The 12,922-nt window shown below is 59.0% G+C and carries 14 protein-coding genes; all 14 read right to left on the minus strand.

Annotation, left to right across the window (positions count from 1 at the left end; all coding sequences use genetic code 11):
• On the minus strand, positions 1-1,486 hold a 1,486-nt coding region (locus tag H6B51_RS13860; protein WP_204884244.1), incomplete at its 3' end, for an LCP family protein.
• 1 nt (position 1,487) lies between these two features.
• On the minus strand, positions 1,488-2,696 hold the full coding sequence (gene nadD / locus H6B51_RS18160; RefSeq protein WP_204884245.1) for a nicotinate (nicotinamide) nucleotide adenylyltransferase: 1,209 nt from the start codon (positions 2,694-2,696) through the stop codon (positions 1,488-1,490).
• Positions 2,697-2,712: 16 nt separating this feature from the next.
• On the minus strand, positions 2,713-3,033 hold the full coding sequence (yhbY, locus tag H6B51_RS13870; protein ID WP_204884246.1) for a ribosome assembly RNA-binding protein YhbY: 321 nt from the start codon (positions 3,031-3,033) through the stop codon (positions 2,713-2,715).
• On the minus strand, positions 3,017-3,616 hold the full coding sequence (locus tag H6B51_RS13875; RefSeq protein WP_204884247.1) for an XTP/dITP diphosphatase: 600 nt from the start codon (positions 3,614-3,616) through the stop codon (positions 3,017-3,019). Before H6B51_RS13875 ends, yhbY begins: the two co-directional genes overlap by 17 nt.
• Before the next feature lie 4 nt (positions 3,617-3,620).
• Positions 3,621-4,337: a ribonuclease PH gene (rph, locus tag H6B51_RS13880; protein ID WP_204884248.1), complete on the minus strand. Its 717-nt coding sequence runs from the start codon at positions 4,335-4,337 to the stop codon at positions 3,621-3,623.
• Positions 4,338-4,440: 103 nt separating this feature from the next.
• Positions 4,441-5,340, minus strand: a complete 900-nt coding sequence (gene ftsY / locus H6B51_RS13885; protein WP_204884249.1) for a signal recognition particle-docking protein FtsY — start codon at positions 5,338-5,340, stop codon at positions 4,441-4,443.
• An 18-nt stretch (positions 5,341-5,358) separates the two neighbouring features.
• Positions 5,359-5,592 (minus strand): hypothetical protein, encoded by a 234-nt coding sequence (locus H6B51_RS13890; protein WP_204884250.1) that lies wholly within the window; start codon positions 5,590-5,592, stop codon positions 5,359-5,361.
• A 498-nt stretch (positions 5,593-6,090) separates the two neighbouring features.
• Positions 6,091-9,660, minus strand: a complete 3,570-nt coding sequence (gene smc / locus H6B51_RS13895; RefSeq protein ID WP_204884251.1) for a chromosome segregation protein SMC — start codon at positions 9,658-9,660, stop codon at positions 6,091-6,093.
• Between the two features lie 160 nt (positions 9,661-9,820).
• On the minus strand, positions 9,821-10,243 hold the full coding sequence (locus tag H6B51_RS18165; RefSeq protein ID WP_275967541.1) for a tyrosine-type recombinase/integrase: 423 nt from the start codon (positions 10,241-10,243) through the stop codon (positions 9,821-9,823).
• A gap of 92 nt (positions 10,244-10,335) precedes the next feature.
• Complete coding sequence (locus H6B51_RS18170) at positions 10,336-11,088, minus strand: integrase DNA-binding domain-containing protein (protein WP_275967542.1); 753 nt, start codon at positions 11,086-11,088, stop codon at positions 10,336-10,338.
• 244 nt (positions 11,089-11,332) lie between these two features.
• Positions 11,333-11,533, minus strand: coding sequence for an excisionase (locus tag H6B51_RS13910; RefSeq protein ID WP_087187674.1), 201 nt, complete (start codon positions 11,531-11,533; stop codon positions 11,333-11,335).
• A gap of 448 nt (positions 11,534-11,981) precedes the next feature.
• Positions 11,982-12,362 (minus strand): hypothetical protein, encoded by a 381-nt coding sequence (locus tag H6B51_RS13915; RefSeq protein WP_204884252.1) that lies wholly within the window; start codon positions 12,360-12,362, stop codon positions 11,982-11,984.
• On the minus strand, positions 12,349-12,735 hold the full coding sequence (locus H6B51_RS13920; RefSeq protein ID WP_204884253.1) for an acetate and sugar kinases/Hsc70/actin family protein: 387 nt from the start codon (positions 12,733-12,735) through the stop codon (positions 12,349-12,351). Before H6B51_RS13920 ends, H6B51_RS13915 begins: the two co-directional genes overlap by 14 nt.
• Positions 12,736-12,740: 5 nt before the next feature.
• Positions 12,741-12,922 (minus strand): hypothetical protein (locus H6B51_RS13925; protein ID WP_204884254.1); only part of this gene is annotated, 182 nt, incomplete at its 5' end.

Consider the following 12,922-nt stretch of genomic DNA (forward strand, 5'->3'; position numbering starts at 1 on the left):
GCTCCGGCGTAGCCGCCGGGGTGGGTTCAGGGGTTGCCGCGGGCTCCGGCGTGGCCGAGGGCGTAGGGGTGGCGCTGGGCTTCACGGTGGCGCTGGGTTGGGGGGTAGCCGTAGTTTTCGGCGTTGCCGTGGGTCTAGGGGTCGCCGTGACTTTGGGCGTGGCGCTGGGCGTGGGCGTAGACGTGGTCTTAGGAGTAGCACTGGGCTTGGGCGTACTGACCGTGGAATTAGAGGTATTGTCCGATTTGCTTTGGCTGCTGCTACTCTGCTGAGATCCGGCGGCGGCGGTATCCTCCACATAGCCGCTGGTGGAGGACAGGGTGCCGTCGTCGTTTACGCTCATCAGATCCAGCTGGTCCAGGGTGATATCCTCCTCAAAGGGGTTGAAGTAGGTGTTGATCATCTCCAGGGTCTCGTCGGGGATGGGGACCACATAGGACTGGTTGTTGCCCACCGTCCGGCTGTAGACATACACACCCTCGGCGGGAAGGGTCATGAAGTTGACGTTCTCCATGCTCAGCCCCCCCAGGATAGCCTCCTGGGCAAACCAGGCGATGTTGCCCACGGTGAGGGTACCCCTGGTATCCACATTGTTCATGAAGATCTGGGCCAGGGCGGGCAGCTTGTCCACGCTGAGGCTGGACAGGCACTTGTCGATGACGGCGCTGATGAAGTCCTGTTGGGTCTGGATGCGGCCCAAATCGCCGTTGACGTAGCCACCATAGGACACAAACTGTCCGTTAACGATTTTGTTGTTCTTCCGCCACCGCAGCAGCTGCATGGCCTTGTCGCCGTCAATCTCCTGAAGGCCGGCCTCCAGGTGGATGTGGAGATCCTGGGTACCGTCGTCGTAGTTCATATCATAGGGCACATCGAACTCCACCGGACCAATGGCGTCCACCAGCTCTCCCACGGCTTCCCACTCCACCACCACGGTGAAGTCGGGCTGGAAGCCAATGAGGTAGGAAATCTCCTCCTTCAGGAAGTCTACCCCGTCTTTGTCATACAAAGACGCATAGTTGTATACCGAGTTGATCTTTTTCACATCCCAGGGCACGTTGACCATGGTATCCCGGGGGAGGTTCAGTACATTGAGCTGCTGGTTGGGAATGTCATAGGACACCACCATCAGGGTATCGGTGTTGCCCCCGCCGCCGGTATCCCGACCGATGACCAGGAAGGTAAAGAAGTCTTCCTTACGGTCCCCGTATACCTTGGGCCCAGTGGTCTCAAACTCCTCCCCCTGCTGGAGGTCGGGCTGCTCCACCAGGTTGGGGACCTCCGGCCTGACCACCGTCAGCTTGTAGAAGATGAACAGGGCCACGACGATGGCGGCAATGACGGTGAGCACGATGAACAAAACGCGCAGCGCCTTTTGCTTGGCCGTCAGATTGGAAGGTTTCTTTTGCCTGGGGGCTCTGGGTGTCTTTTCTTTCTTTTGGAGCCGGGCGCCGCCCCGGCTTGTTTTTTTCTCTTCTGGGTTCATCTCACGGTTCCTTTCCGGTGGTTTCCTTCCGCAGCCAATCCCTGGCCCGCAGCGTGTTGGAGTGGACGGGCAGCTTCCGGTCCGCCATCTCCTGGATGCTCATCTCGCATCCCGCCAGCACAGCCTGATCCAGATCCTCGTAGGCCAGCTTCCGCAGCCGCTCCACCCCGGGGAAATCCCGGTTGGGCTCCATATAGTCGGCGATGTAGAGGATCTTTTCCAGCAGGGTCATATCGGCCTTCCCGGTGGTGTGCCAGAAGATGGCCCAATAGATGTCGTCGCTCACCCCATACACGTCCCGGGCCACACACGCCCCGGTCTTGGAATGGAGCAGCTTAACGGCCTGCTGCTCTAAATCATCCAGTACGATACCATATTTCCGGCATAATTGCAACTGTTCCTCCATCTCCAGATACTTGGTGCAGTCGTGGAGGATGCCTGCCCGGCGGGCCTTTTCCTGATCCGCGCCCCAGCGGGCGGCCAGCCGCACCGCCTCCTCCTCGGTGCCCCGGACGTGGGCGATCCGCTTGGCCCGGATCATGGAGTAGGAACAGGCCCGCAGCTCCCGGTCGGGCAGATGCTTCAGATCGGGGTGGAGGCCGTACAGCCCGTGGCGAAGGATGTAGCCGTACACCGCCGGGGCCAGGTAGTCCTGCCCCTCCCCCCGGGCCAGCATGGCCCGCAGCTGGGTGGAGGACACCTCCACGATCTCAGGCAGCTGGAGCACCCGGGTGCGGGCCCCGAAGGTCTGTTCCAGATAGTTGGCCTGGCGCTCCAGCTGCTCCACGCTGTCCGACTGGGCCCGTGCGAAGGTACAGATCCCCGCCAGGCGGGTGATGACCTCCGGCTCCCACCAGTTCTGGAGGGTGAGGAACATATCGGTGCCCATCAGCAGCCAGAGCTCCGCCCTGGGATCCTTTTGGTGGAACTGGGTCACGGTATCAGCGGTATAGCTCTTTCCAGCTCTGGCCAGTTCTATATCGCTGACGCTTACCTGTTTGGGCAGCAGCAGGCTGTCGGCAGCCAGCTCCATCATAGCCACCCGGTCCTGGGGACTGGGACTATCCGTCGGCAGGTTCTTGTGGGGCGGGGTGGCAGCCGGGACAAAGACCAGCTGGTCCAGCCCCAAAGCCTCCAGAGCAAACCGGGCCGCCGCCAGATGGCCCAGGTGGGGGGGATTGAAGGTTCCGCCGTAAATACCAAGCTTCATGGGAGTACCCCCTTGCTTATTTTTTCTTCTTGTCCGCCACCAGAACGATCTTGTCCTTTTTGTCCTTCTTGTGGGTGGGCCGGTAGAGCACGAACTTGGTGCCGATGACCTGTACCACATCGCTGCGGGTCTTTTGGGCCAGCTCCTCCGCCGCCTCCCGGCTGGTGAGCAGGCTGTTCTCCAGCACCTTGCCCTTGATGAGCTCCCGGGCCTCCAGGGCGTCGTTGGCCTGCTTCACCAGATTGTCGCCGATGCCCTCCTTGCCCACGTGGAGGATGGTGTCGATGCTGTTGGCCAGGCCCCGCAGTTGGGAGCGCTGCTTACTTGTCAATTCCATGCAAATAGTTCTCCAATTCTGTTTTAAATTGTTTCAGGGCGTTGCCCCGGTGGGAGATGGCGTTCTTTTCCTCCGCCGTCAGCTGGGCGAAGGTCTTCTTCAAGCCGGGCACGAAGAACACCGGGTCGTAGCCGAAGCCCCCCTCTCCCTTGGGGGCGTAGGCAATGGTGCCGGGGCACTCCCCCCGGGCCTCCACCCTGTCCCCGTTGGGGAAGCAGCAGCAGATGGCCGAGACGAATTTGCCCCGCCGATCCAACTGCCCCCGCAGGTTCTCCAGCAGCAGCTTGTACCGGCCCACGTCGTCCAGCCCGGGGCCGCCGTACCGGGCGGAATATACCCCCGGGGCCCCGTTGAGGGCGTCCACGCACAGGCCGGAGTCGTCGGCGATGGCAGGCAGACCGGAGGCCTGGCATACCGCCTGGGCCTTCAGATAGGCGTTTTCCTCAAAGGTGGTACCCGTCTCCTCCACGTCCACGTCCACGCCTACGTCGGATTCCAGCACCACCTCTATCCCAAGCTGGGAGAGGATGTCCTTCATCTCCACCAGCTTATGGGCGTTCTTGCTGGCCAATACCATTTTCATCGTTTCAACCTCCCAGCACGGCCTTCTGAATGGCCTGCACTTTCCGGATCCCCTTGGTGCACAGGTCCACCAGGGCCTGCTGCTCGGCGATGGTGAAGGTCCGGCCCTCGCCGGTACCCTGAATCTCCACCAGCTCCCCTTCCCCGGTCATGACACAGTTCAGATCCACCTGAGCGGCGGAGTCCTCCTCATAGCACAGATCCAGCAGCAGCTGGTCGTCCACGATACCGGCGGAAATGGCGGCTACGCAGGTCTTGAGGGGCATGGTCTCCAGCACGCCCTCCTCCACCAGCTTGTGGAGGGCCAGGCTCAGAGCCACAAAGCCGCCGGTGACGCTGGCGGTGCGGGTACCGCCGTCCCCCTGGAGCACGTCGCAGTCCACGGTGATGGTGCGCTCCCCCAGCTGCTTCATGTCCACGCAGGCCCGGAGAGACCGGCCCACCAGCCGCTGGATCTCCGCCGAACGGGGAGAGAGCTTCAGCTTGGCGATGTCCCGCTTGGACCGCTCCCGGTTTGCCCGGGGGAGCATGGAGTACTCCGCGGTGACCCAGCCCTCCCCCTCGGGGACATGGGGCGGGGTGCGCTCCTCCACGCTGGCGCAGCACAGCACCTGGGTGTTGCCGCAGCGGATGAGGCAGGAGCCCTCGGCGAATTTGTTGAAATTGGGAATGATCTCAACGGGCCGCAGCTGATCGTTGGCCCGTCCGTCTATTCTGGCCATATCAATAACCTCCAAATGCGGGCCGATGTGGACATCGGCCCCTACTGTGGGTTTGGTTCCTTCCCGCGGGCCTGTTGCAAAATAACGCAACAGGCCCCTGCAATCAAATCAGGGCCTCCACAAAGGCCTGGGCCTCGAAGGGCATCAGGTCGTCGATCCCTTCTCCCACGCCGATATACTTCACCGGCACCTGGAGCTCCTGGGCGATGGCGATGACGATGCCCCCCTTGGCCGAGCCGTCCAGCTTGGTGAGCACGATACCGGTGATGCCGGCGGCCTCCTTGAACTGCTTGGCCTGGATCAGGCCGTTCTGGCCGGTGGTGGCGTCCAGCACCAGCAGGGTCTCCCGGTCACAGCCGGGCAGCTCCCGGTCCACCACCCGGGAGATTTTGTTCAGCTCATTCATCAGGTTCTGCTTGTTGTGGAGGCGGCCGGCAGTATCGATGAGGATCACGTCGGTTTTCCGGGCCTTGGCGGCGCTGAGGGCGTCAAAAACCACGGCGGCAGGATCCGCCCCCTCGTGCTGCCGTACCAGGTCCACCCCGGCCCGCTGGCTCCAGATCTCCAGCTGGTCGGCGGCGGCAGCCCGGAAGGTGTCGGCGGCGGCCATGAGCACCCGCTTGCCCTCCCCCTTCATCTTGGCGGCCAGCTTGCCGATGGTGGTGGTCTTACCCACCCCATTCACCCCGATAAACAGGGCTACCGAGGGGGTGGTGGTAAGGTGGAGCTCCGGTTCCCCCACCAGCAGCATATCGGTGAGCACCCGCCGCAGGCAGAGGCGGGCGGCCTCCATGTCCTTGATCTTCTCCTCCTTCACCCGGCGGCGGAGCTCCTCCACCGCCTTGAGGGTGGTGTCCACCCCCATGTCCCCCAGAATCAGGGTCTCCTCCAGCTCGTCGTAAAAGTCGTCGTTGAGCTCACCGGCAAAGATCTGCTCAATGGAATGGCCGATGTTCTCCTTGGTGCGGGTGAGCCCCGCCTTGATTTTTGCGAAAAAACCCATTTGTTTCAGATTCCTTTCTTATTCGATAGGACGGCCGCATTTGGGACACTTGTCCGTCTTGCTGACTCCCAAAAAGGCCCCGCAGTCCGGGCAGCGCCACCAGATGCGCAGGATGGCGATGGCCACGGCGATGATCACCAGCCCGGCCACAAACAGCCAGATAAATTGAGTTATCAGGGCCAGACAGATCAGCAGAGCCGCCACTATGGACATCCGCTCCATCAGTCTGCGGGCCTTATACGCCTGTTCCATGTTTAACGCTCCTCACTTAATGCTCAGTTCCTTTTCCACGTCGTTCAGGTTGATGGTCAGCATCCAGCTGACCCCCTGTTCCTTCGTCGGCCCAAAGTCCGCTCCGCTCGAAATACCCGCCAGCGGGTATTTCGAGCCCGCTCCCTTGTGCCTCCTCTCCCCGGCAAACCCGCTGCGCTGGGCTGTGCCGGGGTTGGGCGGAAACCACAGGCTGTGCGCTGAGCTGCAACCTGTCTTACTTGATGTTCAGTTCCCTTTCCACATCATTCAGATTGATGGTCAGCATCCGGCTGACCCCCTGTTCCTGCATGGTGACGCCATACAGCACATCGGCCTCCGCCCCACACGGCTTCCACCGTGTGGGGACCCCGTATTTCACTCAAATCGCCGGAAGTGAATTCCGTCGATTTCAAGGTTTTGCCTGCCGGGCAAAACGCTTGACGGCGCAGGCGCCGCTCCGCCTTTGGCGGATGTCGTCGTCCGACGTGCTGTATGGCGTCACTTGATGTTCAGCTCTTTTTCCACGTCGTTCAAATTGATTGTCAGCATCCGGCTGATGCCCTGCTCCTGCATGGTGACGCCATACAGCACGTCGGCCTCCTCCATGGTGCCCCGGCGGTGGGTGATGACGATGAACTGGGTCTTGTCGGCCATCTGACGCATGTAGTGGGCAAACCGCACCACGTTGGCGTCGTCCAGGGCGGCCTCGATCTCGTCCATGACGCAGAATGGGGTAGGCCGTACCTTCAGGATGGCGAAATACAGGGCGATGGCTACAAAGGCCTTCTCCCCGCCGGAGAGCAGGGAGAGCACCTTCAGGGCCTTCCCCGGCGGCTGCACCTTGATCTCGATGCCGCAGTTGAGGATATCCTCCGGGTCCTCCAGCTCCAGGGTGGCCTTGCCCCCCCGGAAGAGCTCCACAAAGGTCTGCTGAAAGGCCTCGTTGAGGATGGCGAACTGAGCGGAAAAGATGGAGCGCATCTCTTCGGTGATGTCAGCGATGATACCCTCCAACTCCGCCTTGGATTTCTGCACATCATCCCGCTGGTCGGTGAGATAGGTGTACCGCTCGTTGACCCGGGCAAACTCGTCGATGGCGTCCAGGTTGATGTTGCCCAGGCCGGAGATGGCCTTTTTCAGCTCTCCCACCCGGCGCTGAGCCTTGGGAACGCTCTCCAGCTCCACCCGCTGGGCCATGGCCGCCTGGTGGGACAGCTCGTAGGTCTCCCACAGCTTGTCCAGCAGGTTTTTCTCCTCCAGGGCGGCGGCGGTCTTCTTCTGTTCCAGCACGGAGACCTCCCGCTCCAGGTTGAGCAGGGCGCCGTTTTTGTCCCGGGCATCCCGGTCGGCCTGGTTCCGTTGAGCCTCCAGGTCCAGCTTTTCCCGGTTGAGGCGGCTGATATCCTCCTGCCGGTCCTGGTTCTCCCTGCGGATGGTTTGGAGCTGCCGCTCCTTCTCCCGGATCTCCTCCTCCAGCCCGGCGTTTTTCTCCTGGAACTGGGCCAGCATATCCTCCCGCTGGGCCCGGTCGCCGGTGAGGTCCCGGCGCAGCTCCTCCAGTTCGGTCAGGGACTGCCGGGTGGCCTGGCGCTCGGCCTCCAGGGCCGCCAGGCGCATATTCATCTCGGCAATGGTCTCTCCCAGAGCGGCCGCCTTCTCCTGGGCGTCGCTCTGACCGGCGGCCTTGCCCTGGGCCTCCGCCCGGAGGGCGGCGGCGGCCCCCTCCAGGGCCTCCACCCTGGCCCGGGCCGCCCGGGTGTCCGCCTCGATCTGGGCGGCTCTGGCCTGGAGCCCCTCCAGTTCCTTTTTCTGACCAGCCTGCTCCTGAGCGGCCCGCTGAAGCTGTCCCTCCAGTTGGGCCAGCCGCTCCTCCAGCTTGAGGATGGCATCCTCGTGCTGACGCTGCTGGGCCTGGGCGGTCTCCACCTCGTAGGCGGCGGCGGCGGCCTCCCGCTTCGCCTCCTCCATAGCCCGGGCGGCGGCGGATAGCTGCTCCGTTACCCCCACCGCCTGCTGGTTGAGCCGCTCCAGCTCGTTGGCCCGGCTGAGGATGCCCGCGCTACGGGAGACCGAGCCGCCGGTCATGGATCCGCCGGGGTTAAGGACCTGGCCGTCCAGGGTGACGATCTTAAAGCGGTGGTGATAGGCCCGAGCCATGGCAATGGCGGAATCCATATCCTGGGCCACCACCGTGCGGCCCAGCAGATTGGAAAAAATCTTCTGATATTTGGGATCAAAGCGGATGAGCTTGTCCCCCATGCCCACAAAGCCGGGCTCCCGCTCCACCCCCAGGTCCCGGAAATCGGAGGGGCGGATGGAGCTCAGGGGCAGGAAGGTGCTGCGGCCCCCATCCCGGCGCTTCAGGTACTGGATAGCGGCCTTGCCATCCTCCTCCCGCTCCACCACGATGTGCTGCATGGCGCCCCCCAGGGCGATCTCGATGGCCACGGTATAGGCGTCGGGCACCTGGATGAGCCCGGCCACCGGGCCGTGGATCCCCCGGAGCTGGCCCTTCTTGGCCTCCCCCATCACCAGCTTGACAGCTTTGGAGTAGCCCTCGTACAACTTCTCCATCTCGGAGAGCATGTGGATCCGGGAACGGATGGCGTTCTCCTCCATCTGGAGCTTGACATGGGCCTCCTCCGCCTCCTTGGCCTTCCGGCGGCGGCTCTCCAGCCGCAGGCCATAGCCGTTGATGACGTTTTGCAGGGAATCCCGGTCCTCTCTGGCCTGGTCCAGGGCCTGGGCGGTCTGGCTCCGGGCGGTCTGGGCCTCCTTCAGCCGTTCCTCCCCCTCCGCCAGCTCCCGGCGCATAGCCTCGTCCCGGTCCAGCACCTCCTGGGCGGCGGCGGCCAGGGCGGAGATCAGGGCCTTGGCATCGGCGGCGGAGGCGGTCTCTACCGCCTCCTTCTGCCGCAGGGCCTCCAGCTCCCGGGCGATGGTGCCCACCGACTGGGACGCCAGCCTGGCCTCCTCCTGGCGGGCCTCCAGGTCACTCCGCAGCCGGGCGCTGTCTGTCTCGATGAGCTCCAACCGGGCCTGCCGCTCCGTGATCTGGGCGGCGATGGAGTCCGCCCGGCCCTCCTGCTGCTCCAGCTCCCGCTGGATCCGGTCCCGGTTCTCCAGGTTGTTCTGAATGTTGGCCTGGAGGACCGCAATGGCGTTTTCCAAGCCGTTGGCGTCGGCCTCCCGCTGCATCATCTGGAACCGGACGCCCTCGCTCTCCACATCCTTGTCCCGCATTTTTGCTGAAATATCCTCGGCAGCGGCGTACAGGGCCTCCACCGCCTGGCGGACCTCCTCCTTTTGGCGGCAGGCATTTTCATAGTCGGACAGAGTCTTGATGGCTCCCGCCCGCAGCCTTTCCAACTGGTCCAGCCACAGGGAAATCTCCAGCCCTCTCAGCTCATCCCGGAGGATGAGGAATTTTTTTGCCTTTTCACTCTGGAGCCGCAGGGGCTCCACCTGGAGCTCCAGCTCATCGATCTTGTCTGTGATGCGCACCAGGTTCTCCTGGGTACGCTCCAGCTTGCGCTGAGCCTCCTCCTTCCGGTGGCGGAACCGGGAGATACCGGCGGCCTCCTCAAAAACCTCCCGGCGGTCGCCGCTCTTCACCGACAGGATCTCATCGATGCGACCCTGGCCGATGATGGAATAACCCTCCCGGCCCAGGCCGGTATCCATGAACAGCTCGTTCACGTCCTTCAGCCGGACGGAGCGGCGGTTGATATAATATTCGCTCTCCCCGGAGCGGTAGTACCGGCGGGTCACCATGACCTCGCTCTCCTCCAGGGGGAAGATATGATCGGCATTGTCCAAAACCAGGGAGACCTCGGCAAATCCCTGCTGCTTACGCAGAGCGGTGCCGCCAAAGATCACATCCTCCATCTTGCCCCCCCGGAGGGCTTTGGTGGACTGCTCCCCCATGACCCAGCGGATAGCGTCGGAGATATTCGATTTTCCGCTGCCGTTGGGGCCCACGATGGCGGTGATGTCCTCCCCGAAGGAGAGCACCGTCTTATCGGGGAAGGATTTGAATCCCTGGATCTCCAGTGCTTTAAGGTACATAAGCACACCTCTTTCTTTCCATAACCTTCTATCCCCTTTATTTCAAGGGGTTCCAGGCTTTTTGTGCTTACATAACCCCTTACAGATTTCTATAACTTTTCAGTGTAGTGGTGTAAATCCTGGTGCAAAATGGTGTTGGCTGCGGCAAAATGGTGTAAACCTATATGACCTTGATTTTGCCTTCCAGGCTTTGAAAACTTGCGATCTTTCTGGACTCGGTTGCCTCATTATAGACATCCATCGTTGTCCGAATATTTCTATGGCCCATCACATCTTGGATTATCTTGAGATCTTTTTCATTTTCGCAGAACCTTGTGCAGAAAGTGTGGCGCAATATGTGGGCACTGAACTTTGGCAAATAACACGGTTCTCTGTTTTCTTGCTCAGCTTTGAAGTACTCTTCCCTATTAAATGCACTCGTGATGTTTTGTATGGCATCGAACACATACGCTGGAGTAAAAACCTTACCATGACTATTGAGGAAAATAAAACCGGTGTATCCTCCAATAGAGAAGGGCTCTAAATTGGGGTTTCTTCTCTTCGCCTTTTCAGCCAAAAGCGCTTCTTTCACTTCTGATAGCATCGGGATAACTCTTAGACCCGCTTTTGTCTTTGGCTCAGAGATTCGGTACCGATATCCCCCATTTTCGCTTTGCTTATATAATAGGGTGTGATTTACACTGATGAGTTTTTTTCGAAATCGCAGTCACACCATCTAAGTCCAAGTGCTTCACCTATCCGCATACCAGTTCCAAGAAGAACAGTGAATAGTGTACCGAGGCGACAATAAATCCGCGACTGATAAACATACTCAATCAATTTTGCCTGTTCTTCTTCTGTTAAAGCGTGACGCTTTTCCTGTTCAACCAGCAGCATCTTACGCAAGCTTTTCAAAACATTCGCTGCAGGATTCACACGAATAAGATTGTCCATTACAGCGCTCTCAAACATTTGGTACAGTATGGAATGGACACTTTGAACCGTACTTGCCTTGAGGCCAAGATCTTGGACCATATGCATATACAATCTCTGAATGTCAGAAAACTTGACACTCCGAATTTTACGTCCGCCAAGTTCATCCCGAACCTGCTTGTCGTATAAGCAAATGTAATTACATCTTGTGGTTTCCTTGAGGTCAGTGCGTAAGTCCATGAAGGATTTGAACAGCGCGTTAACAGTTATTGTGTTTGCTTCACCGGCACGTATACCATCCTCAAGATCTCTCTGGATCTGTCTTTCAATATCTCGAAGGGCCATCACGCATTTCTTACCCTCCGGAACCTTATCAGTACTGACCAGTTTCCAACTATATACCGCTTTCCGTTTTCCATCCGGATCGGTATATCGGAACATATACATACCGTCTCGCCTTTGCACCTCCCCATTTCTAAGGATTCTACCTTTGCTGTCTTTTCGTTTGCTTGGCATAGTAATTCCCCTTCTATCATGAGAAAAGGAATCTGATATAGCATTTTATTCTACCACATCAGATACTACTTTTCAAGATTCAACCTATTTCCGGTAACTCTGGCGAGATTTCATCACATTTTTCATAATGAATTTAATCTAATTAGATTTTTTACGGAAATTACCAGTACACCAGTTACAGTTTGCTATATAACAAAACAGTCTGGCCACGGCTCAAGCCATGTCCAGACCTCCTTTTGTTTGCTTACAATGTATCGACATCTTCCAAATACTTTTCAAACTTTTTTCGCTTAATCAGCCTTTTTGTTCCTATCCAAATAACAAATCCACAGTCCGGGTTGCTGGTTATCTCTCGCAACTTATTTGTCCCAATTCCAAAGTAGGCAGCCGCCTCTTCAATCGTCAAATTGGCCTTCTCCCAAATTGGTACCGCTTGCTTTTCCATTTCCTCAACTCCTTTTTGTAAAAGTCAAAAGAAAAGCAGCGGGCGGCGGTTGGCCAGGCCGCTCCGCGAGACTTACTCCCTGAGCTGTTGGCACTTCCCGCAACCTGCGACGGATTGGCTACCGCTCGGATCACGGCCAAAGCGACGTATCATGATCAACGAGTATGGGTCATGGCCTCCAAGCCGCCACAGCTTGTCTGCACACAGCATCCGGCTCCCCCCTGTCCTCCCTTCTCTGTTCGGGATCATGGCCCGGTCTGCTTGTACGGCTCTCCATACACGCAACGTACCCGCTGCTGATATGAGGCGCGGCACGCCTGTTTGTCAAGGTGCAGTAGGATGCCTTCCTGGAAGACCATTTCGTCTTCACCTCTTTCCCCGTTTTCCGCCATCATTTTTGCCACAAAAAACAGCCCCACGCCGTTTGAAAGCGTAGGGCTGCCCACAATTACTGGTCGAATATAGTGAGATTGTCGAGCATATCGTCCAGATCCTGCTGATTAAGTACGGTTGGAGCCGCTTGCTCCACCTGCTTTTCCTGCTGGATCTGGAACTTCATGCTGTCCTTGAGCCTTTCTACCGAGGCGTCAATCATTTGCTGGATCTTTGCTAGGGTCTGCTCGTCCGTTGGCGTGGACTGGACGGTAATCACTATTTTAGCATTCTCCGCCATTACTTCCGGATGATTCCCGATATACTCCCAGACTGCCTGGACGATCAGATCGCTCTTGCGGTTCTTTAATTTCTCAAGGAGATCCCCGACAGCGATCTTCTCAGCAGTATCCCTGCCCCAGCTGAGAGAAAATCGGTATTTATCATCCCTGCGCAAAGAACTCCCCTCCGTGATTCTGCGGGGTCATCCGCCGCAGCTGAGCAGTGGCCAGCATCCCATAGCCGATGGCGTTTGCCTTGGGATCTGTCACAAAATCCGCATGTGCCACCAAGGGCGACTCCTCCACAAAGGACCTAAACAGGATCGATCCGCCGCCAATAAAGATGGCAGGGTTTGCGCGCAGATCAACCTGTAGTTCACGCAGTTTATCCAATATGTCGCAGGCGTAACTGCGCACTTTCATGAAGACCACCTCCCGCACCTCCTGCGGCAGGATGGTTGGGCGCCCCTGGATGATATCCGCAATGTGGTCGTCTTCAATTTTGATGTCGTACATGGCGCTTACCCGGCTGATGATGTCATTTGACATTGGGATTACTCCCATCTCCAGGCTGCGGCAAAATTGCAAATCCGGAGCCGCATTGCGCAGGAGCATGACATCCGTGGTATCGTGCCGCCGTCCTGGACGGCAAGGTCACGGATCTCCCACCCGCAGATGACCTCGGCCCACCGGGCGATGTATTCCTCCATGGTCTCCTCCCCTGCGGACATGAAGT

The sequence above is a fragment of the Pseudoflavonifractor phocaeensis genome (assembly GCF_016901955.1).
Classification (GTDB): Bacteria; Bacillota; Clostridia; order Oscillospirales; family Oscillospiraceae; genus Flavonifractor; species Flavonifractor phocaeensis_A.

Excerpts from the sequence above, each read along its gene's own strand:
- smc (WP_204884251.1), bottom strand. The coding sequence starts at position 9,660 with ATGTACCTTAAAGCACTGGAGATCCAGGGATTCAAATCCTTCCCCGAT.
- ftsY (WP_204884249.1), bottom strand. The coding sequence starts at position 5,340 with ATGGGTTTTTTCGCAAAAATCAAGGCGGGGCTCACCCGCACCAAGGAG.
- H6B51_RS13890 (WP_204884250.1), bottom strand. The coding sequence starts at position 5,592 with ATGGAACAGGCGTATAAGGCCCGCAGACTGATGGAGCGGATGTCCATA.
- H6B51_RS18170 (WP_275967542.1), bottom strand. The coding sequence starts at position 11,088 with ATGCCAAGCAAACGAAAAGACAGCAAAGGTAGAATCCTTAGAAATGGG.
- nadD (WP_204884245.1), bottom strand. The coding sequence starts at position 2,696 with ATGAAGCTTGGTATTTACGGCGGAACCTTCAATCCCCCCCACCTGGGC.
- yhbY (WP_204884246.1), bottom strand. The coding sequence starts at position 3,033 with ATGGAATTGACAAGTAAGCAGCGCTCCCAACTGCGGGGCCTGGCCAAC.
- H6B51_RS13875 (WP_204884247.1), bottom strand. The coding sequence starts at position 3,616 with ATGAAAATGGTATTGGCCAGCAAGAACGCCCATAAGCTGGTGGAGATG.
- H6B51_RS13920 (WP_204884253.1), bottom strand. The coding sequence starts at position 12,735 with ATGTCAAATGACATCATCAGCCGGGTAAGCGCCATGTACGACATCAAA.
- H6B51_RS18165 (WP_275967541.1), bottom strand. The coding sequence starts at position 10,243 with ATGCTATCAGAAGTGAAAGAAGCGCTTTTGGCTGAAAAGGCGAAGAGA.
- H6B51_RS13910 (WP_087187674.1), bottom strand. The coding sequence starts at position 11,533 with ATGGAAAAGCAAGCGGTACCAATTTGGGAGAAGGCCAATTTGACGATT.
- rph (WP_204884248.1), bottom strand. The coding sequence starts at position 4,337 with ATGGCCAGAATAGACGGACGGGCCAACGATCAGCTGCGGCCCGTTGAG.